We start from the raw sequence: 20,735 nt of genomic DNA, 5'->3' as shown, positions 1-20,735 counted from the left end.
GAGGTCGAGAGTCGGATCCGGCACGTTGGACCAGCTCGATCGAATGACCGCGCGGGGCAAGGTATTCGAGAACACGAGGACCGAAAGTATCTGCGCTACCACAGGTGAGGAGGCGGAAGCGATGTATGACCAGCACGTGACACGTGATCAGCGGGGCGGACCCACTGCACATCTCAGCGCTGTCGACGACGCGCCGCAAACCGAGTCCGGCATCGGCGCAGATTCCAGCGTCTCGATCGATGCGGGTTCTGCGTACGTCGTCCCGACGGACGAGACCGACGACGTCGACGTCATCGACGCCGACGCGGAACTCGATTCGGATTCCGACGTCGACTCGATGCCGTTCGTCGCCGAGTCGGTTCCACCGGCCAAGCCGTTCCTCAGTCTCGTCGCGGGTTTCGACGAGATGTTCGAGGAAATCGAGGACCAGTGGCAGGAACGCGCCCTGTGTGCGCAGACCGACCCCGAGGCCTTCTTCCCGGAGAAGGGCGGATCCACCCGCGAGGCGAAGCGCATCTGCCTCGGCTGCGAGGTCAAGGACGAGTGCCTCGAATACGCGCTCGCCAACGACGAGCGGTTCGGTATCTGGGGCGGGCTGTCCGAGCGGGAGCGTCGCAGGCTCAAGCGCGGAATCGGCTGAGCAGTTCGGTTCGGTCTCCCGACGGGTCGATCACTCCCCGGCCGGGTCGACTTCGTCCGGGTCGATGCCGAGATACGTGGCCACCTGCTCGACCAGAACCTCGAACAACAGATCCTCCAAATCCTCCGGATGCTTGGCGCGTCGTTCCAACGGCCGCCGAAACAGCACCACTCTGGCGCGTGTCGTCTCCCCGCGCTTGTCGATGCCAGCGGGTACCAGGCGTGAGAGCGGTACCGGACCCTCCGCCACCACCTCGGGTGGCCACGTCACCGATTCCGGATCCAACGCCCTGATCTTGGGTACCTCGTCCACGGCGATGTCGAGCTTCGAGAGCTTCTCGTGCCACTGATGATCGATCCGTGCGAACGCCTCGAGCACCAGCCGGTCGAACTTCTCCGCCCGTGAGCGCCGCGCCGGGATGTCCTCGGGCAGAACCGGTCCGCGGATGCCGCGTCCGTGTCGGGCCACGGACCGAGAAGTGATCCGGCGCGCGGATGAGAAACGAGGCATACGGGGAGGTTATCGCGCTCGTCCGGTGTGTCGGTCGTTCGGTCGGTTGCACCCACCGGATACTCTGCACTCGTGAGATCACTGCGTGGCTGCTGCAGGCCTGGTTGCAACCGTTCTGCCGTTGCGACGCTCACATACGTCTACTCCGATTCCACCGCGGTCGTCGGACCGCTGGCCACAGTCGACGAACCGCATTCCTGGGATCTGTGCGAGGTGCACGCGTCGACCACCACCGCTCCCAAGGGCTGGGAACTGGTGCGCTACGAAGGCGGCTACTCGACGTCGAGCCCCGACGAGGACGATCTGACGGCGCTCGCCGAAGCCGTACGCGAAGCGGGTCGCGGCGATCGCGTCCGATCCGAGGATCGCGAGAGCTCCGATCGCTCGATCTCCCGGCCGTCCGAGACCGAACGCCGATCCGCTCCGGCCGTCCGAACGGGCAGGCGCGGCCACCTCCGAGTTCTTCCCGACCCCACGTCCTGAGCCGCCCGAGGACACCGAGTGTGGCGTCCGTCGGTCCGACTGGCCGGTCCGTCTGCCGTCTGGCAAGGTTCGGGGAGCAGGACAGAAACGGACCGCAAGGTTCAGCCGATACTTGGTGTGGATCGCACCGCTACCGACGCTCGATTTCCGACGCCGATGTGCGGCGTCGTCGACAACGATCACCAGGAGAATCTTCGTGGCCCGAACCGCAGAATCCGTGAACGCCGTCATCAAGGCATACGACGTCCGAGGCGTCGTGGGCGAGCAGATCGACGAGGCGTTCGTGCGCGACGTCGGTGCGTCGTTCGCTCGATTGGTTCGTGACGAGGCGGGGGCCGCGCGTTCGGTGGTCATCGGGCACGACATGCGTGATTCGTCGCCCGCACTCTCTCGTGCGTTCGCCGACGGCGTCACCGCTCAGGGGCTCGACGTCGTGCACATCGGCCTGGCGTCGACCGATCAGCTCTACTTCGCCTCGGGCCTGCTCGAATGCCCGGGAGCGATGTTCACCGCCAGTCACAACCCGGCGAAGTACAACGGGATCAAGCTCTGCCGCGCCGGTGCGAAGCCCGTGGGCCAGGACACCGGTCTGGCCACGGTGAAGGCCGAATTGGTGGACGGGGTACCGGAGTTCGACGGCCCCGCCGGGACCGTGACGTCTCGTGACGTGCTGACCGAGTACGCGCAGTTCCTGCGCGAACTGGTCGATCTGTCGGGGATTCGCGCCATGAAGATCGCGGTGGATGCAGGCAACGGCATGGGCGGGCACACCGTGCCCGCCGTGTTCGCGCCGCTGCCGGTGACGATCGAACCGTTGTTCTTCGAACTCGACGGCAGCTTTCCCAATCACGAGGCCAATCCACTCGACCCGGCGAACCTGGTGGACCTGCAGCGATTCGTCGTCGAGACCGGCTCCGAGATCGGCCTTGCCTTCGACGGCGACGCCGATCGGTGCTTCGTCGTCGACGAGAAGGGCGACCCGGTGTCACCGTCGGCGGTGACCTGCCTGGTGGCCGAGCGCGAGCTGGCCAAGGAGCCGGGCGCGGTCGTCATCCACAATCTGATCACCTCCCGTGCGGTACCTGAGCTGGTCGAGAAGCTCGGTGGCACGCCGGTCCGCACCCGCGTCGGCCACTCTTTCATCAAGCAGCAGATGGCCGACACCGGAGCCGTTTTCGGTGGCGAGCACTCGGCGCACTACTACTTCCGTGATTTCTGGGGAGCGGACTCGGGCATGCTCGCTGCGCTGCACGTTCTCGCGGCTTTCGGTGCACAGGATCGCCCCTTGTCGGAGATGATGGCCACCTACGAGACCTACAGCGCGTCGGGAGAGATCAACTCGACGGTCGGTGACGCAGCCGAACGGACCGAGGCCGTGCTCGCGGCGTTCGCCGATCGGACCGCCGGAATCGACCGCCTCGACGGCGTGACGGTCGAGTTGGCCGACGGCGGCTGGTTCAACCTGCGGGCATCCAACACCGAACCCCTGCTTCGACTCAATGTGGAAGCGCGGACCCGCGAAGAAGTCGACGCACTTTCGACGGAGATCTTGAGCATCGTTCGCGCCGGACTGGAATAGTGGTGACCGAGGGCCCGTGAGTGGGTATGCAGACGTTTCGAGCGGGTGAGGTAAGGGGAGGTGTCGCAGCCATGACGGCAGTGTCGTCTCTGGTCGATCTCGACGATTCGGATGCTCTCATCGCAGCCGATCGCGAGGGCTCCCTGCGCAGCGCAGCGCTGGCGGGCGCTCAGGTTCGTGCCGTCGCGACCGCGGTCGACGAGTCGGTCCTCGCCCGGCTGGCCGATCTGCGTCCCCGGAGCGTGGTGATCGTGACCGGCGACGGGCGGAGCAGTCGGGCAGCGTCACTGCTGGTCGCTGCGCTCGGTGACCGCCTCGGCGTCCCCCTCGTGCGAAGCACCGGTACCCCGCCGTGGATCGGCCCACTCGACGTGGTGGTGGTGGCAGGCGACGACGCAGGGGATCCGCGGCTGGCAGAGTCGGTCGACGCGGCATCCCGGCGTGGCGCAGAGGTCGTGGTGGTTGCCCCCGAGGAGGGGCCGCTGCGTGCCGTCCGGGGAGCCAGGGTCATGTGGTTGCCGCCGCGAATCGCGGTTCGTGACCACAACGCACTGATGCGTTACCTCGCGGCGTTCGTCGCGGTACTCGGTGCGGTTGCCGGCGGATCGTGGAAGACGTTGCTGCCCAATTTGTCTCGTCTTGCGGACCTGCTCGACGCGGAGGCGGTGAGGAACAGCCCGTCCAACGAGATGTTCCACAATCCGGCCAAGGCCCTCGCCAGTGGGTTGAACGGTCGACGCGTCGTGCTGACCGGGGGCAGTCCTGCCGCGGTCGAGGTCGCTCGGCACGGCAGCGAGGTGCTGCTGCGCGTGGCGGGTGTCGTCGTCGGTGCGGGGGAATTGGGTGACGTCATTGCCGCATCCATTCGGGCGTCCGTCGTCGAATCATCCGGCACATCACAGACATTCGACTCGTTCTTTCACGACGAGCAGCTCGACGGACCACCGCCTGCGCTGCCGATGCGCGTCGTCGTGGTGGCCTCGGACGTCGATCGTGCGATGACCGAACGACGAATCGCAGGTGTACCGGAGTCGGAAATGTTGCTCGCCGATTCCAGCGAGGCGCTGTTCGGTGGCGAGCACGCACGTTCCGAATTCGACGGCCCCCCACCGGTGCGGGATCCGGATAGACTCTCGGTGCTCGACACGATGGTCGTGTTGGCCACGCGGTTGGACACCACTGCCGCGTATCTGCTGTTGATGGGCGGTAGCTAGTGCAGCTCTTGCGAGGCGCGGTTCGGTCCTACGCATGGGGTTCGCGAACCGCTCTGGCTCGAATTCAGGGACGCCCGGTGCCGTCCGATCATCCCGAGGCAGAAATCTGGCTCGGCGCTCATCCGGCCGACTCCGCGCATGTGGTGCACGAGGGCGGCAGCACCCCGCTGCTCACGCTGATCGACGACGATCCGGGTACTCATCTCGGTGGCTCCGCGCAGCAGTACGAGTCACGCCTGCCGTACCTGCTGAAACTGCTTGCCGCGGAAGAGCCCTTGTCTCTGCAGGCGCATCCCAGCAGTGCTCAGGCACGTGAAGGCTTTGCACGCGAGAACGCCGCGGGTGTCCCGATCGACTCTCCGGTACGCAACTACCGGGATCCGAACCACAAGCCCGAACTGATCGTCGCGCTCACGGAATTCGAGGCGTTGGCAGGCTTCCGGCGTCCGACCGAGACCGTCGAACTGCTCGACGCGTTGGCCGTCCCCGCCCTGAGCGGGTATCGAACTCTGCTGGCCGCCCAGCCCGATGCCTCGGGGCTGCGCACCGTGTTCACCTCGTGGATCACGCTGCCCGGGCAGGCACTCGACGACATGTTGCCTGCCGTCGCCCAAGGATGCATCGACTATCTCTCCGGTCCCGCACGCACGGACGGTGGACGATTCGCCGCCGAGGCCAGAACTCTGCTCGAGCTCGGGGAGTCGTATCCCGGTGACGCCGGAGTGCTCGCGGCGCTGCTGCTCAATCGGGTGAACCTGACTCCCGGCCAGGGTCTGTACCTCGACGCCGGAAATCTGCACGCGTACCTGCGCGGCACCGGGGTCGAGATCATGGCGAACTCCGACAACGTGCTCCGCGGCGGACTGACCCCCAAACACGTCGACGTCCCGGAACTGTTGCGGGTGCTCGATTTCGAGCCTGCCGACATCTCGCCCATCACTCCGGGTGTCGACGATCGACCGACCTATCTGTATCCGACGCCTGCACCGGAATTCGCGCTGAGTCGGACTGCGGTTGCGGCGGGGGAGACGGTCGCCGTTCCCGGCTCCGGCCCGAGAATTCTGTTGTGCACGAGTGGCACCGTCGTCGCCGCTACCGCAGACCGACAGTTCGACCTGACCGTGCCCCAGGGCAGCTCGGCATGGATACCCGCTGCAGACGAATCCGTCACCGTGACCGCCGATTCGGGCGAGGCCGAGGTGTTCGTGGCCTCCGTTGGCCGCCTGTAGATCGCGCGTTCACGGAGCGTCTGCCGATTCGAACCGTGAGATCGGTCCGATGGCGTGCCCGTAGGCAATAGTCTGATGCCACAGTGAATCGTAGTGACGGATGAGTTCGGTGATCCGTCGGTAGATGTGAAGTGGCGATACGGAGACCCGATGACCAGAGCAGACCGGCCCGCGAAGACCCCACGTACGACGGGTTGGTTCCGGACCAAATCGATCGAGCAGTCGATCGAGGACACCGACGAGCCGGACACGAAACTTCGGAAAGAACTCGGATCCTGGGATCTGACCGTGTTCGGCGTCGCCGTCGCCGTCGGTGCCGGCATCTTCACCCTGACCGCGCGGACCGCAGGAAACGTTGCGGGACCGGCTGTGTCGTTGGCCTTCGTGCTCGCGGCGATCGCCTGTGGCCTCGCGGCGCTGTGCTACGCGGAGTTCGCGTCGACGGTGCCCGTGGCGGGAAGTGCGTACACGTTCTCGTACGCGGCGTTCGGCGAGTTCATCGCATGGATCATCGGATGGGATCTGATCCTCGAGTTCGGCCTCGCAGCCGCCGTGGTGGCGAAGGCATGGTCGCTCTATCTGGGCGATCTGCTCGGTACGTCCGCTCCGGTGCTCGAGATCGGTTCTCTGAATTTCGACTGGGGCGCACTGCTGATCGTGGTGGTCCTGACGGTGCTGATCGCGTCGGGTACCAAGTTGTCCTCACGGGTGTCGCTGGTGATCACCGCGGTGAAGGTCATCGTCGTTCTCTTCGTCGTGGTCGTCGGCGCGTTCTACATCAAGGTCGCCAACTACGATCCCTACATTCCGCCGTCGGAGCCTGCGTCGACCGGTGAGGGGCTGCACCAGTCGCTGTTCTCGTTCGTCACCGGTGCCGGCGGCAGCACCTTCGGTTGGTACGGACTGTTGGCTGCGGCGTCACTGGTGTTCTTCGCGTTCATCGGTTTCGACGTGGTCGCCACGACCGCGGAGGAGACCAGGGAACCCCAGAAGGCACTGCCGCGCGGGATTCTCGGATCGCTCGCGATCGTGACCGTGCTCTACGTGGCCGTCACGTTGGTGCTGACCGGAATGGTCAAGTACACCGATCTGGCCGGCGACAGCTCCACGCTGGCGACGGCGTTCGAGCTGAACGGGTTGACCTGGGCCAAGAACATCATCTCGTTCGGTGCCCTCGCCGGTCTGACGACCGTGGTGATGGTGTTGATGTTGGGGCAGACCCGAGTGCTCTTCGCGATGTCGCGCGACGGACTGGTGCCGCGGGGACTGGCACACACCGGAAGCAAGGGCACGCCGGTTCGGACGACGATTCTGGTGGGTGTCATCGTCGGTCTCCTCGCTGCCTTCGTTCCGCTGGGAACGCTGGAGGAGATGGTGAACATCGGCACGCTGTTCGCGTTCGTGCTGGTGTCCGCGGGTGTGCTGGTTCTGCGCCGGACTCGACCCGACCTCGAGCGTGGCTTCCGGGTGCCGTGGGTTCCCTTGGTGCCGATTCTCGCCGTCCTGGCCTGCTTGTGGCTGATGCTCAACCTGTCGGTGGAGACGTGGTTGCGGTTCCTGGTCTGGATGGCCGCAGGCGTCGTGATCTACGTCCTGTACGGCAGGCGTCACTCGGTGATGGGGCTGCGAGAAGCAGGCAAGTCCAGGACCGAGAAGCCCGAGCGCTGACCCGTGCAGTGACAGCGCTGGGCGTTCATGACCGCTGACCAGCGATTGTGCGGCGAATTTAGATAGCGTCACATCAGACCGCGGGAATGTTATACCCTCGAAAACAGACTTGGAGGACTCAAAAAGTTCGATGAGAGGGTGTTGCAACAGTGAGTGTGGACGGCCGAATCACTTCTACGGAGGATTCGGGTGTCGCTTTCGGGGGGCGGGATTCGAAGGCCAGTGAACGGTCGGTTCGCTGGCAGGACAACAAACGTTATCTGTGGATGCTGGGGCTGTTGGCCCCGGCGTCGGCGCTACTGCCGTCGCAGTTGGTCTACTGGACGGGCATGCCGCTCTTCTGGTGGAGCGGCGTGCTGGTGTTCTTCGTGATCATTCCGGTGATCGATCTGATCGCGGGCGAGGACGGACACAATCCGGATGCGTCGGCCAGCGAAAAATTGCAGAACGATCGGTACTACCGATGGTGTACGTATCTGTTTCTGCCCGTGCAGTTCGTCGGACTCTTCGTCGCCTGCTGGATGTGGGCCTACGGCGATCTGAGCGTGGTGGACAAGATCGGCCTCGCGGTCACGGTGGGCCTGGTGGCAGGCACGGGCATCAACGCCGCTCACGAGCTGGGCCATCGCATCGAGCAGCACGAGCGCTGGTTGGCCAAGGTCGCCCTGTCCCAGACGCTGTACGGACACTTCTTCGTCGAACACAATCGCGGTCACCACGTCCGGGTGGCGACGCCGGAGGATCCTGCGAGCGCACGACTGGGCGAGAGTGTGTGGACCTTCGTGCCGCGCAGCACGATCCGCGGCCTTGCCTCCGCCTGGAAACTCGAGGCGCAACGACTCCGGCGCAAGGGCCGCTCGGTCGCCAGCCCTTCCAACGCGCTGCTGCACACGTGGCTGCTCAGTGTGGTGCTGTTCGGTTCGTTGCTGATCGTGTTCGGCTGGTCCATCGCGCCGTATCTTCTGGTGCAGGCCGTCGTCGGATTCGTCCTGCTCGAGATGGTGAACTACGTGGAGCACTACGCCCTGCTCCGCGAAACGAACGATCGCGGGAAATACGTTCGGTGCTCGCCCCGCCACAGCTGGAACAGCGACAGAATCTGCACCAACATATTTCTGTACCACCTGCAGCGGCACAGCGACCACCATGCCAATCCGGGCAAGCGATATCAGACCCTGCTCTCCTGCGACGAGGCCCCGCAGTTGCCCGCCGGCTACGCGTCGATGGTGATCCTCGCCGCAATTCCGCCGCTGTGGCGTCGGGTGATGGATCCGCGGGTATCGGCGCACTACCAGGGAGATATCGCCCGCGCGAACATCCTGCCCCGAAAACGGGCTCGAATCCTGGCGCGAGCCGGACGAAACGGGTAGAGCGGGTTCTCGACGGTCGGTCGATTCGCCGGTTCCACTCCTGCTCGCTCGGGCAGCCGGTGGTGCCGCCGCGCGGACCCGATAGCCTGGGAACAGATACTCAGTCAACAGGAGAGGCAAGATGACGACCTCAGTTACGTCAGGATCGGCACTCACCGTGGATCGCCGCGGTGGAATCGACTTCAAGGTCGCAGACCTGTCGCTCGCGGAATTCGGCCGCAAGGAAATCCGACTCGCCGAGCACGAGATGCCCGGCTTGATCGCGCTGCGCCGCGAATACGCAGACGTGCAGCCGCTCAAGGGAGCGCGAGTCTCGGGATCGCTGCACATGACCGTGCAGACAGCCGTGCTGATCGAGACCCTGGTTGCACTCGGTGCCGAAGTTCGGTGGGCGTCGTGCAATATCTTCTCCACCCAGGACCACGCGGCAGCGGCCGTCGTCGTCGGGCCCTACGGCACCGTCGAGGAGCCCAAGGGCGTCCCGGTGTTCGCCTGGAAGGGTGAAAGCCTCGAAGAGTACTGGTGGGCGGCCGAGCAGATGCTCACCTGGCCCGAGCAGCCCGCCAACATGATTCTCGACGACGGTGGCGACGCCACGATGCTGGTACTGCGCGGCGCGCAGTTCGAGAAGGCAGGCGTCGTACCGCCGACCGACGACGATCACGATTCGGACGAGTACAAGGTGTTCCTCGGCCTGCTTCGTCGCTCGCTCGAGGCATCGAAGTCCAAGTGGACCGAGGTCGCCGAGTCCGTTCAGGGTGTCACCGAAGAGACCACGACCGGCGTGCTGCGGCTCTACCAGTTCGCGGCCGCCGGAGAGCTCACGTTCCCGGCCATCAACGTCAACGACTCCGTCACCAAGAGCAAGTTCGACAACAAGTACGGCACTCGGCACTCGCTGATCGACGGCATCAACCGCGGCACCGACGTCCTGATCGGCGGCAAGGCCGTGCTGGTCTGCGGCTACGGTGACGTGGGCAAGGGCTGCGCCGAGGCGCTCAAGGGCCAGGGTGCGCGGGTCACCGTCACCGAGGCCGATCCGATCAATGCGCTGCAGGCACTCATGGACGGCTTCGACGTGCGCACGGTCGAGGAGTTCATCGAGCAGGCCGACATCGTGATCACCTCGACGGGCAACCTGTCGATCATCACGTTCGAGCACATGCGCAAGATGAAGCACCAGGCGATCCTGGGCAACATCGGTCACTTCGACAACGAGATCGACATGGCCGGGCTGGAGAAGGCTCCCGATGTCACGCGGATCAACATCAAGCCGCAGGTCGACGAGTACCAGTTCAAGGACGGGCACTCGATCATCGTCCTGTCCGAGGGCCGCTTGCTCAATCTCGGCAACGCCACGGGACACCCGTCGTTCGTCATGAGCAACAGCTTCTCCAACCAGGTCATCGCTCAGATCGAACTGTGGACCAAGCCGGACGAGTACGACAACGAGGTCTACCGCCTGCCCAAGCACCTCGACGAGAAGGTCGCCCGCATCCACGTCGAAGCGCTCGGTGGTTCGATCACCAAGCTCACCAAGGAGCAGGCCGAGTACATCGGCGTCGACGTCGAGGGCCCGTACAAGCCCGAGCACTACCGCTACTGACCGACGGGGCCAGGTCCGGTAGTGGGAAAACTGTTCGTCATCGAAGGAGTCGACGGAGCGGGCAAGAACACGCTCGCCCGTCGGCTCGTTTCGGCGTGGGAACGTGACGGCCTGTCGGTCGAGCGCATCGGGTTTCCCCGGTACGACCGGTCGATCCACGCCGATCTGGCTGCGGAGGCGTTGCACGGCGAACACGGCGACACCGCAGGCAGTGTGCACGCGATGGCCCTGTTGTTCGCTCTCGATCGCCGGGACGCGGGCGACGAGATCCGAAAGTTGCTCTCGGACAAAGACATCGTTCTTCTCGATCGGTACGTGGCATCCAACGCCGCCTACACCGCCGCTCGGCTCGAGCAGTCCGCCGACGGCGAGGCCGTCGAATGGATCAGGTCGCTCGAGTTCGAGCGATTCGCGGTGCCCGTTCCCGATGTCCAGATTCTCCTCGACGTCCCGGTGGCGCTGGCCGCCGAGCGTGCTGCGGCCCGGGAGAGTGCGGACGCCGCTCGCACCCGGGATTCCTATGAGCGCGACAGCTCACTGCAGAGCCGAACCTCGGCTGCGTACAGCACCCTCGCTGCATCGCACTGGGTGTCGCCGTGGCGGGTCGTCACCGCCGGCGTCGACCCCGATCGACTCGCCGCCGACATGTTCAATCAGCCATCAGGGGTTCGGAAAGTGACACCATAGGACCATGAAGCCTCGGATTCTGGTTGTGGACGACGATTCGGCTCTGGCGGAGATGCTCACCATCGTGTTGCGCGGTGAGGGATTCGAGCCCTTCGTGGTCGGCGACGGCACCCAAGCTCTGGCTGCCGTACGCGAGAATCGGCCGGACCTGGTGTTGCTCGACCTGATGCTTCCCGGAATGAACGGCATCGACGTCTGCCGCGTCCTTCGTGCCGATTCGGGCGTGCCGATCGTCATGCTGACGGCCAAGACCGACACCGTCGACGTCGTCCTGGGTCTCGAGTCCGGTGCGGACGACTACATCATGAAGCCCTTCAAGCCGAAGGAACTGGTCGCTCGGGTGCGTGCGCGCCTGCGTCGGACCGAGGACGAACCCGCCGAACTGCTGTCCATCGCGGACATCGTCATCGACGTGCCGGCCCACAAGGTCAGTCGCGGCGACGAACTCGTCTCCCTGACGCCCCTCGAGTTCGACCTGCTCGTGGCGCTTGCCCGCAAACCTCGCCAGGTGTTCACTCGAGAGGTGTTGCTCGAACAGGTCTGGGGTTACCGCCACGCGGCCGACACCCGACTGGTCAACGTGCACGTGCAGCGTTTGCGCGCCAAGGTGGAGAAGGACCCGGAGAACCCCGAGGTGGTGTTGACCGTGAGGGGGGTCGGCTACAAGGCCGGACCGCCGTGATCCGTTTCTCCCATTCTCGGCGGCGGATCAACGGCAAGTTCTCACCGGTACTGCGTTGGTTTCGTTCGCTGAGTACGTCGCTCGGCCATGCCTGGCGACGGTCTCTGCAGCTGCGCGTCGTCGTGTCGACGCTCACGCTGTCCCTGGTGGTCATTCTCATCCTCGGTGTGGTGTTGACCAGCCAGATCACCGATCGACTGCTCGAGGCCAAGTTGTCCGCCGCGACCGAGGAACTCGACCGTTCGCGGACCACCGTCGAGGGCAACCTCGCCGGAGCCGACGATTCGAGCGGGCTCGCGACACGCCTCGAACGGGCCAGGGCGGCACTGACCAACCAGGATCTGGACGCGGCGTCGACCACCGGGTCGGCGGGATCGTTCGATCCGGTCCTGATCGTGGAGGGCGATGCCACCCGAGCGGAGGCGTCCGTCGGTCCGGTCGATCAGATCCCGAACAGCCTGCGCGACTTCGTCAAGAAGGGCCTGATCAGTTCGCAGTACGCCACGGTGACCGACAGCGACGGCGGGTATTCCGGATCGGCGCTGATCATGGGATCGCCCACCGGATCCGACATCTCGGCCCTGCAGCTCTACCTCATCTTTCCGCTGGCCAGCGAGGATCGCACGCTCTCGCTCGTTCGCGGCACGCTGTTCATCGGCGCGGTGGTGCTCCTGGTTCTGCTCGCCGCGATCGCGATGCTCGTCGCGCGGCAGGTGGTTCTGCCCATTCGTTCGGCGTCGAGGATCGCGGTGCGATTCGCCGACGGCAGGCTCAAGGAACGCATGCCGGTCCGCGGCGAGGACGACATGGCCAGACTTGCGATGTCGTTCAACGAGATGGCCGAGAGCCTGTCCAAACAGATCACCCAGCTCGAGGAATTCGGTAATCTCCAGCGCCGATTCACCTCCGACGTCAGCCACGAACTACGCACCCCGCTGACCACGGTTCGGATGGCCGCAGACCTCATTCACGACGCCAGCGACGACCTCGAGCCTGCACTCAAGAGATCCTCGGAGTTGCTGGTCAACGAGCTCGATCGGTTCGAGACCCTGCTCGGTGACCTGCTCGAGATCAGCCGCCACGACGCGGGCGTGGCCGAACTGGCCGCCGAACAGCTCGACCTGCGCATGTGCGCCCGAGCGGCGGTGTCGACCGTGCGGCATCTGGCCCGCGAGACCGGCACCGAAGTGATCGTCGACATGCCCGAGACCGCAGTGATCGCCGAGGTCGACCCCCGACGGGTGGAACGAATCCTGCGCAATCTGCTGGCGAACGCACTCGACCACGGCGAGGGCAAGCCGGTCCTGCTGCGGCTGCGCTCGGACGCCGACGCGGCAGCATTCGTGGTGCGCGATCAGGGAGTCGGGCTGCGACCGGGCGAAGAGAAGCTGGTGTTCAACCGGTTCTGGCGCTCGGATCCCTCCCGCGTTCGACGTTCCGGCGGCACCGGCCTGGGGCTGGCCATCAGCGTCGAGGACGCCCGCCTGCACGACGGTAAGCTCGAAGCGTGGGGAGCAGTGGGCGAAGGCGCATGTTTCCGACTCACCCTGCCGCTCGTGCGCGGGCACAAGGTGATCGGATCCCCACTGCCCCTCAAACCCAGCACCAGGAAATTCGCACAAGGACAACCGATTCCCGCGATCACCGCACCCAAGACATCCGCGTCGGAGCCCGCGACGTGATCTTCTCGTGTCGTCGCAGCACCCGGGTGCTGGCGATGTGCGCGCTCGTCGTCGCCCTCGTCGGCGGCTGCGCCAGCCTGCCTGAGTCGTCCAGCCCTCAGGCCATCGGCACCTTGACCGCCGGTGCCGTGCCGACCAGCGCCCCGGCCCCCGAGCCGGGACGCGAGCCCGATCGCCTGCTCGACGACTTCTTCGAGGCCAGCGCGGTCTCGGCCAACAGGCACCAGGCCGCCCGGCAGTTTCTCACCGAGGAGGCGTCGGGAACGTGGGACGACGGCGCACGGACGGTCGTAGCGGACCGGATCGACACCCTGTCCGGTCCACGAACTGCGGACACCGCGCAGTTCACCATCCGCTCGACGACGGCGGGAATGCTGGCCTCCGGCGGCGAGTACCAGGCCGGCTCGGACACGGTCGACGCCGCGATCGAGATGGCCCGAGTGGACGGTCAGTGGCGGATCTCGAAACTGCCGCCGGGCGTCGTCATCGATCGATCCGCATTTCTGAACACCTATCAGCAGCGATCGCTCTACTTCGTGGATCCGCTCGGTGGCGTACTCGTGCCCGACGTGCGGTGGACCAGCGGATCGCAGGACCAGCTCGCCAACCAGCTCGTGCAGCTGCTCATCGACGGCCCCAAGTCGGCGCTGGCGGCCGCGGTGAGCAACGAACTGTCCGACGATGTGAGTATTCGCGGGCCCATCACCAAGGCAGACGGCCAGACCTCGCAGGTGGGGGTGGGACTCGGCGGCATCAAGATCGACTTCGGTGGCCTGCAGAACAAGGGTGACCGCGATCGCGAACTGCTTGCCGCTCAAGTGATCTGGACTCTCGCCTCGGCGGAGGTGGCAGGGCCGTACGTGTTGCTCGCCGACGGTCAACCCATCGACACGACCAAGCCCGACGGGTGGACGACCGCGGGCGTCGACGCGTTCGATCCGCTGGGCGGTACCGACGACAGCATCGGGCTGCACGCACTCGCCTCCGGCACATTGCTCCGCGTCGACGAGGCGGAGACCACCCCCGCTCCCGGGTACTTCGGGCAGGCCCGCAACCTGCGTTCGGTGGCGCTGTCGAACGACGGCACCCTCGTGGCAGGCGTCGCGGACACCGGACGGCCCGCCCCTGCGCCGTCGAGCACGCTCATGGTCGGTAGCTACGACGGTGGCGCGTTCCCCGTGGCCGAGGGGCAATCGATCACGCGTCCCACCTGGGGAGCCGACGACAACGCGGCGTGGGCGGTGATCGACGGCACCAACGTCATCCGGGCCGCCCGCGATCCATCCACCGGTCAGGTGTCGGTGATCCCGGTCGAGGCCACCGCCGTCACGACACTCGGCAATCGGATCACCGAACTGCGACTGGCCCGCGACGGGGTGCGAGCGGCGCTCATCGTCGACGGCGTCGTGTACGTGGCGACGGTGGTGCGCGAGCCCTCGGGCGTGTACTCCCTGACCGAGCCGAGAGCCGTGGCCATCGGACTCGGTAGTGACGCCACGAGTCTGGACTGGAGTACGGGCGACACGATCGTGATCGCACGGGTCGCGACCGATACACCGGTGGTCGAGGTCACCGTCGACGGATCCCGGATGGATCCGCTGCCCTCACGCAACCTGACCACTCCGGTGTTGGCAGTGGACGCCTCGCCGGAAACGGAGTACGTGGCCGACGCGCGGGCCGTGTTCGCGCTCAACAACACCGATCCGGTCGGCGACCGGTACTGGCGCGAGGTCACCGGATTGACCGGAGTCGAAGCGGTGCCGATTCTGCCCGGCTGACGGGGCCGCAGATGTCTGTCGGTGGGCCCGGGCAGACTCCCCGTCCATGCGATCGCTCCTCGATCTGATTCTGCCTCTCGAGTGTGCCGGGTGCGGTGTGCCGGGGGAGCACTGGTGCCCGGTGTGTTCCCTGGCCCTGTTCGTCCCGCCCATCGCCGTTCGTCCACGAGTCGATCCCGGCGTGCCGTGCTGGTCCCTCGGTACGTACACCGGGCCGCGTCGCAGTGGTGTGATCGCCTTGAAGGAGCGAGGTCGACGGTCGGTGGCCCGGCCCTTCGGGCGAGCGCTCGCCGGGGCCGTGGGACATCTGCGTGACGCAGGTGAGATCGATCCTCCCGAGCTCGGTTCGCTGATTCTGATCTGCGCGCCCTCTCGGGCTCGGGCGGCGCGCGCTCGCGGGGGTGATCCCGTTCTGCGATGCGCTCGGATCGCTGCCGAACAGTTGGCACCGGAGCGAGTGCTCGTTCCCGAGGTGCTCCGCATGAGCGGCGCGGTCCGCGACTCGGTCGGACTGTCGGCCGGGCAACGGCAGCACAACGTGGCGGGCCGGATCGAGGCCGTCGGGGTGACTCGCCCGCGAACCGGCCCACGTGGGACGGAGTCGGCGGACTTCACCGTTCTGCTCATCGACGACGTCGTCACCACCGGCGCGACCTTGGCCGAATCTGCAAGAGTACTAACCGATTTCGGGGTCCCGGTGGCCGGCGCGCTGGTGGTGGCCAGTGCGTGACGGTGAGGTGGAGGGACACGCCGACAACCAATTCGGGGTGAACGGTGGCACACGAGTCGATGACCGACTAACGTCGCGGACACGCCCCAACTGGACCGGATGTGAGGTGATGCCCCGGACTCGAGATGCCGGAAGGTTCCCCATTCGGCATGCACACTTGCCACGTCCAACAGTGGGCGTGGCCGATATCGGGAGGTACGCGTGACGACCCCTTCACAAGCCTCGGTTTTCTTCGACGAGAAGCCCTCGGAAGAACCCGCCAAGAGCAATGCGGACGTTGTGGTCAAGGGCCGCAACGTCGAGATACCGGATCATTTCCGGATATACGTCTCCGAGAAATTGGCTCGCCTCGAGCGCTTCGATCCCTCCATCTACCTGTTCGACGTCGAACTGCAGCACGAACGAAATCGCCGCCAGGCCAAGGCATGTCAACGCGTGGAGATCACCGCGAAGGGCAAGGGCCCGGTCGTTCGAGCCGAAGCGTGTGCCGACAGTTTCTATGCCGCACTCGAAGCGGTGACGTCGAAACTCGAGAGCAGACTCCGGCGCACCAAGGACCGTCGCAAGGTCCACTACGGCGAGAAGAGACCCGTGTCCGTCGCCGAGGCCACTGCCGAACTCGCCGAGGACGACACGCTGGCTCTCGATCCCGAGATCAAACTCGACTCGTTCGAGGACGACCAGAGCGGTCCCGGGCACATCGTGCGAACCAAGATCCACTCGGCTGCACCGATGAGCGTCGACGACGCACTGTACGAGATGGAACTCGTCGGTCACGATTTCTTCCTGTTCCACGACAGCGCGACCGATCGTCCCTCGGTCGTGTACCGACGGCACGCCTTCGATTACGGCTTGATCAGACTCACCTGACCGGACCGCTCGAGGCGGCGCGACTCGTTCGCCGTCCGTGAAATCTTTTCACCGCTGCAGGCTCGACACCGGGGACTCGATCCCCACGTCGAGCCTGCAGTGCTGTGTCGGTGTTGTCCGAATGGTCGATCGACGATCTCCGACGACCGACAGTCGGGCTGCCGGGTTCGCAGCGACACCGCCTACCATGGACGCGTTCGGGTTACCCGTCACGCAGAAGTCGTGGTGACGAACCCGTGAGCTCGTGCAGTATGCAGTGTTGTTCGTACCAGTACCCGTGAACCGAGGATCGAGGACGAGAAAGCCCGTGCCGTCGCTGTCGTTTTCCAAGCTGCTCCGTGTCGGTGAAGGTCGCATGGTCAAGCGGCTCAAGAGCATCGCCGACCACGTCTCGACCCTGTCTCCGGACGTCGAGAGCCTCTCCGACGACGAACTGCGCGGCAAGACCGCGGAGTTCAAGGAGAGGTACTCCGCCGGCGAGACCCTGGATCAGCTCCTGCCCGAGGCCTTCGCCGTGGCCCGCGAGGCGTCCTGGCGGGTGCTGTCGCAGCGACACTTCGACGTTCAGGTCATGGGTGGAGCCGCCCTGCACTTCGGCAACATCGCCGAGATGAAGACCGGTGAGGGCAAGACCCTGACCTGTGTTCTGCCCGCTTACCTCAACGCCATCTCCGGCGACGGTGTGCACGTGGTGACGGTCAACGACTACCTCGCCAAGCGCGACTCGGAGTGGATGGGCCGCGTACACCGCTTCCTCGGTCTCTCGGTCGACGTGATTCTCTCCGGCATGACCCCGGTGGAACGCCGTGCCGCATACGCCGCGGACATCACCTACGGCACCAACAACGAGTTCGGTTTCGACTACCTGCGCGACAACATGACGCACTCGCTCGACGACCTCGTGCAGCGCGGTCACAACTTCGCCGTCGTCGACGAGGTCGACTCGATCCTCATCGACGAGGCCCGCACGCCGCTGATCATCTCCGGACCCGCCGACGCGTCGAGCAAGTGGTACGGAGAATTCGCCCGTATCGCGCCGATGCTCAAGGTCGACACCCACTACGAGGTCGACATCCGCAAGCGGACCATCGGTGTCCACGAGGCGGGCGTCGAACTGGTCGAGGATCAGCTCGGCATCGACAACCTGTACGAGGCCGCCAACTCCCCGCTGGTGAACTACCTCAACAACGCGATCAAGGCCAAAGAGCTCTACACCAAGGACAAGGACTACATCGTCCGCGACGGTGAGGTCATCATCGTCGACGAGTTCACCGGCCGCATCCTGGTGGGACGCCGCTACAACGAGGGCATGCACCAGGCAATCGAAGCCAAGGAGAAGGTGGAGATCAAGGCCGAGAACCAGACGCTGGCCACCATCACCCTGCAGAACTACTTCCGTCTCTACGACAAGCTCTCGGGCATGACGGGCACCGCCGAGACCGAGGCCGCGGAACTGCACCAGATCTACGGTCTCGGCGTCATTCCGATTCCGACGAACCGTCCGATGGTCCGCGTGGACAACGGCGATCTGATCTACAAGACGGAAGAAGCGAAGTTCGACGCCGTCGTCGACGACGTCGTCGAGCGGCACGAGAAGGGCCAGCCGGTCCTCATCGGCACCACGAGCGTCGAGCGCTCGGAGTACCTGTCGAAGCAGTTCACCAAGCGCGGCGTGGCGCACAACGTGTTGAACGCGAAGTTCCACGAGCAGGAAGCGACGATCATCGCCGAGGCGGGCAGGCAGGGCGCGGTGACCGTCGCGACCAACATGGCCGGCCGCGGCACCGACGTCGTGCTCGGTGGCAATCCGGACATTCTCGCCGACCTGAAACTGAGGAAGCAGGGTCTGGATCCGGTCGAGACCCCGGAAGAGTACGAGGCCGCGTGGGAGCCTGCGCTTGAAGAGGTCAAGGCGCAGGTCAAGGCCGATGCCGATACCGTGCGCGAGGCCGGTGGGCTGTACGTCCTCGGTACCGAGCGACACGATTCGCGCCGGATCGACAACCAGCTTCGAGGCCGCTCCGGTCGTCAGGGTGATCCGGGTGAATCGCGTTTCTACCTCTCGCTCGGCGACGAACTGATGCGTCGATTCAACGGTGGTGCACTCGAATCGATCATGACCCGGCTCAACCTGCCCGACGACGTCCCGATCGAAGCCAAGATGGTGTCCAAGGCCATCAAGAGCGCTCAGACGCAGGTCGAGCAGCAGAACTTCGAGATCCGCAAGAACGTTCTCAAGTACGACGAGGTGATGAACCAGCAGCGCACCGTCATCTACGAGGAGCGTCGCCGGATCCTCGAAGGTGCCGACATGGAGGGCCAGGTCGAGGGCATGATCACCGACGTGATCACCGCCTACGTCGACGGTGCGACAGCCGAGGGCTACGTCGAGGACTGGGATCTCGAGCAGCTCTGGACCGCACTGAAGACTCTCTATCCGGTGGGAATCGACCACAAGGTGCTCGTCGGCGAGAACGAGGACGGCGAGAAGGACGACCTGAGCCGCGACGAATTGCGTGAGGCGCTGCTCGAGGACGCGCGATCGGCCTACGCCACCCGCGAGGCCGAGATCGACGGAATCGCCGGCGAGAACGGAATGCGTGAACTCGAGCGTCGAGTGCTGCTGTCGGTACTCGATCGCAAGTGGCGCGAGCACCTCTACGAGATGGACTACCTCAAGGAAGGCATCGGCCTGCGTGCGATGGCGCAGCGTGACCCGCTGGTCGAATACCAGCGCGAGGGCTACGACATGTTCCAGGGCATGCTCGACGGCCTGAAGGAGGAGTCGGTCGGCTTCTTGTTCAACCTTCAGGTCGAGGCGACACCGGCTCCGGCGGGGCCCGCGGCCTCGGCAGGTCTCGCGGTCGCTCCAGGACTGTCCTCGCCGGTGGGCTCCGGCCGACCGGCACCGGCACCCGCCGCAGCACCGGCACCGACGGCACCCGCACCGACGGCTCCGGCACCCACTGCTCCGGCACCGACCGCTCCCGCAGTGCCCTCGGCTCTGCGGGCAAAGGGTCTCGACGACCAGGACGAGCAGAGACTGACCTTCTCCGGTCCGGCCGAGGGCGGTGGCACTGCGGTTCGCCGTTCCGGTCCGTCCCCGTCCGGCAGCGAGTCCGCCGCCGAAGGCACCCGCCGCGAGCGTCGCGAAGCAGCGAGGACTCAGAGCAAGGCACCCAAGAAGGCAGCTCGCTCCAAGCGCAAGAGATAGTGCACGACGGTCGCGTCGCCTCCGGGCGAGGCGACCGTCACCCCACTCGTAGCGAGGTGACCGTCCACCCGGGCCGGCGCGGGTCGATCGCCAGCTCGATTCGGCCCGCGAAGGCGAACGTGCGTGGACCGCGGGTGTAGGAGCCGAAGATCTCCGCGGAGACGTCCGATCGATACGCCACGTGTACTCGACGCACGGCAGCGAATCCGAGTCGTCTGCCGGGCGGCGGGTTCCGCACGATGGTCCGCACCAGGTCGACCATCGAGGCGGTGAACAACGGTGACAGCTGGTCTGCGCTGCGTCGTCGATCGATGACCTCGATCATCATGCGCATGGCGCGGTCGGCACTCGACCGTGCATCGGCGGGTACCGGTGGCCGGCCGTAGGGCTCGACGCGCGGTCGAGAACGGTTGCTGCGCACGGATACTCGGTGCCGAGTAGGCGGCGGTTCGGTGGCCGACGCCGGATCCCACGTGTGTACGGCACCGGTGCAGAGCGGCGGTTCGAACGGAGCGGCACGCGAGAGAAAGCAATGATGTTCGGCGCGGACTCGGGGGCCGGGGGCCGAGGTGTCGGAGATGTCCGGCGGGTCGTTCGATTCGATGACGCTCACACCGTCATTGACGGTCCGAGAGCGCGTTCGGTTCCCGTCGGTACCCCGGATCGGCCCGCGATACGGTCCACGACCGACCCCGAGACCGACATCGGCCCGCCACGTACTCTATGTTCGAGCACACTGCGCGCTCGGCCACAGGAATCGGCGCGTACTTCACGCGAGGACGGGGACTGGAAC

17 protein-coding genes are annotated in these 20,735 nt (G+C 65.6%); 15 read left to right on the top strand and 2 right to left on the bottom strand.

Annotated features, from left to right (window positions below; genetic code table 11):
* Positions 1 to 406 precede the first annotated feature (406 nt).
* Positions 407 to 640 (top strand): WhiB family transcriptional regulator, encoded by a 234-nt coding sequence (locus CH296_RS25460; RefSeq protein WP_027496498.1) that lies wholly within the window; start codon positions 407 to 409, stop codon positions 638 to 640.
* Positions 641 to 670: 30 nt separating this feature from the next.
* Here the strand turns inward: CH296_RS25460 and CH296_RS25455 are convergent, their stop codons facing one another.
* Positions 671 to 1,150 (bottom strand): metallopeptidase family protein, encoded by a 480-nt coding sequence (locus CH296_RS25455; RefSeq protein ID WP_094685918.1) that lies wholly within the window; start codon positions 1,148 to 1,150, stop codon positions 671 to 673.
* 72 nt (positions 1,151 to 1,222) lie between these two features.
* Here CH296_RS25455 and CH296_RS25450 point away from each other — a divergent pair, with 72 nt between their 5' ends.
* The 14 genes from CH296_RS25450 to secA all read left to right on the top strand — a co-directional run bounded on the left by CH296_RS25450 (position 1,223) and on the right by secA (position 19,942).
* Positions 1,223 to 1,633 carry a DUF3499 domain-containing protein gene (locus tag CH296_RS25450; RefSeq protein WP_176459173.1) on the top strand — a complete coding sequence of 137 codons (411 nt, stop codon included), beginning with the start codon at positions 1,223 to 1,225 and terminating at the stop codon, positions 1,631 to 1,633.
* A gap of 196 nt (positions 1,634 to 1,829) precedes the next feature.
* A complete protein-coding gene (locus tag CH296_RS25445; RefSeq protein WP_094632549.1) occupies positions 1,830 to 3,212 on the top strand; it encodes a phosphomannomutase/phosphoglucomutase in 1,383 nt (460 codons plus the stop codon).
* Positions 3,213 to 3,283: 71 nt separating this feature from the next.
* On the top strand, positions 3,284 to 4,426 hold the full coding sequence (locus CH296_RS25440; protein WP_094685917.1) for a tobH protein: 1,143 nt from the start codon (positions 3,284 to 3,286) through the stop codon (positions 4,424 to 4,426).
* Positions 4,426 to 5,655 (top strand): mannose-6-phosphate isomerase, class I, encoded by a 1,230-nt coding sequence (gene manA / locus CH296_RS25435; protein WP_094685916.1) that lies wholly within the window; start codon positions 4,426 to 4,428, stop codon positions 5,653 to 5,655. Before CH296_RS25440 ends, manA begins: the two co-directional genes overlap by 1 nt.
* A gap of 150 nt (positions 5,656 to 5,805) precedes the next feature.
* Positions 5,806 to 7,323, top strand: a complete 1,518-nt coding sequence (locus tag CH296_RS25430; RefSeq protein ID WP_032398289.1) for an amino acid permease — start codon at positions 5,806 to 5,808, stop codon at positions 7,321 to 7,323.
* 266 nt (positions 7,324 to 7,589) lie between these two features.
* On the top strand, positions 7,590 to 8,693 hold the full coding sequence (locus CH296_RS25425) for an alkane 1-monooxygenase (RefSeq protein WP_045199982.1): 1,104 nt from the start codon (positions 7,590 to 7,592) through the stop codon (positions 8,691 to 8,693).
* Between the two features lie 121 nt (positions 8,694 to 8,814).
* The gene (ahcY, locus tag CH296_RS25420; protein WP_032397661.1) at positions 8,815 to 10,299 is read left to right on the top strand and encodes an adenosylhomocysteinase; all 1,485 of its coding nucleotides are present in this window, start codon (positions 8,815 to 8,817) and stop codon (positions 10,297 to 10,299) included.
* Between the two features lie 21 nt (positions 10,300 to 10,320).
* A complete protein-coding gene (locus CH296_RS25415) occupies positions 10,321 to 10,986 on the top strand; it encodes a dTMP kinase (RefSeq protein WP_094685915.1) in 666 nt (221 codons plus the stop codon).
* 4 nt (positions 10,987 to 10,990) lie between these two features.
* Positions 10,991 to 11,668: an MtrAB system response regulator MtrA gene (gene mtrA, locus CH296_RS25410; RefSeq protein ID WP_027496508.1), complete on the top strand. Its 678-nt coding sequence runs from the start codon at positions 10,991 to 10,993 to the stop codon at positions 11,666 to 11,668.
* The gene (gene mtrB, locus CH296_RS25405) at positions 11,665 to 13,350 is read left to right on the top strand and encodes an MtrAB system histidine kinase MtrB (protein WP_032397663.1); all 1,686 of its coding nucleotides are present in this window, start codon (positions 11,665 to 11,667) and stop codon (positions 13,348 to 13,350) included. The genes mtrA and mtrB overlap by 4 nt, the downstream gene beginning before the upstream one ends.
* A 35-nt stretch (positions 13,351 to 13,385) precedes the next feature.
* On the top strand, positions 13,386 to 15,128 hold the full coding sequence (gene lpqB / locus CH296_RS25400; protein WP_052050429.1) for an MtrAB system accessory lipoprotein LpqB: 1,743 nt from the start codon (positions 13,386 to 13,388) through the stop codon (positions 15,126 to 15,128).
* Positions 15,129 to 15,174: 46 nt separating this feature from the next.
* Complete coding sequence (locus tag CH296_RS25395) at positions 15,175 to 15,858, top strand: ComF family protein (protein ID WP_094632515.1); 684 nt, start codon at positions 15,175 to 15,177, stop codon at positions 15,856 to 15,858.
* 201 nt (positions 15,859 to 16,059) lie between these two features.
* The gene (gene hpf, locus CH296_RS25390) at positions 16,060 to 16,728 is read left to right on the top strand and encodes a ribosome hibernation-promoting factor, HPF/YfiA family (RefSeq protein ID WP_032397665.1); all 669 of its coding nucleotides are present in this window, start codon (positions 16,060 to 16,062) and stop codon (positions 16,726 to 16,728) included.
* 307 nt (positions 16,729 to 17,035) lie between these two features.
* A complete protein-coding gene (secA, locus tag CH296_RS25385) occupies positions 17,036 to 19,942 on the top strand; it encodes a preprotein translocase subunit SecA (RefSeq protein WP_094632513.1) in 2,907 nt (968 codons plus the stop codon).
* 37 nt (positions 19,943 to 19,979) lie between these two features.
* Here secA and CH296_RS25380 read toward each other — a convergent pair whose 3' ends face one another.
* Positions 19,980 to 20,555, bottom strand: coding sequence for an Rv3235 family protein (locus tag CH296_RS25380; protein WP_094632511.1), 576 nt, complete (start codon positions 20,553 to 20,555; stop codon positions 19,980 to 19,982).
* Between the last annotated feature and the right edge of the window lie 180 nt (positions 20,556 to 20,735).

Source organism: Rhodococcus sp. 14-2496-1d (assembly GCF_002259365.1).
In the GTDB taxonomy this organism is placed as follows: Bacteria; Actinomycetota; Actinomycetes; order Mycobacteriales; family Mycobacteriaceae; genus Rhodococcoides.
This window is presented reverse-complemented; position numbering and strand designations above follow the sequence as displayed.

What these genes read in the sequence shown, in the direction of transcription:
- CH296_RS25460 (WP_027496498.1), top strand. Translation starts at nt 407, where the DNA reads ATGTTCGAGGAAATCGAGGACCAGTGGCAGGAACGCGCCCTGTGTGCG.
- CH296_RS25455 (WP_094685918.1), bottom strand. Translation starts at nt 1,150, where the DNA reads ATGCCTCGTTTCTCATCCGCGCGCCGGATCACTTCTCGGTCCGTGGCC.
- CH296_RS25440 (WP_094685917.1), top strand. Translation starts at nt 3,284, where the DNA reads ATGACGGCAGTGTCGTCTCTGGTCGATCTCGACGATTCGGATGCTCTC.
- CH296_RS25430 (WP_032398289.1), top strand. Translation starts at nt 5,806, where the DNA reads ATGACCAGAGCAGACCGGCCCGCGAAGACCCCACGTACGACGGGTTGG.
- CH296_RS25425 (WP_045199982.1), top strand. Translation starts at nt 7,590, where the DNA reads ATGCTGGGGCTGTTGGCCCCGGCGTCGGCGCTACTGCCGTCGCAGTTG.
- ahcY (WP_032397661.1), top strand. Translation starts at nt 8,815, where the DNA reads ATGACGACCTCAGTTACGTCAGGATCGGCACTCACCGTGGATCGCCGC.
- mtrA (WP_027496508.1), top strand. Translation starts at nt 10,991, where the DNA reads ATGAAGCCTCGGATTCTGGTTGTGGACGACGATTCGGCTCTGGCGGAG.
- lpqB (WP_052050429.1), top strand. Translation starts at nt 13,386, where the DNA reads ATGTGCGCGCTCGTCGTCGCCCTCGTCGGCGGCTGCGCCAGCCTGCCT.
- CH296_RS25395 (WP_094632515.1), top strand. Translation starts at nt 15,175, where the DNA reads ATGCGATCGCTCCTCGATCTGATTCTGCCTCTCGAGTGTGCCGGGTGC.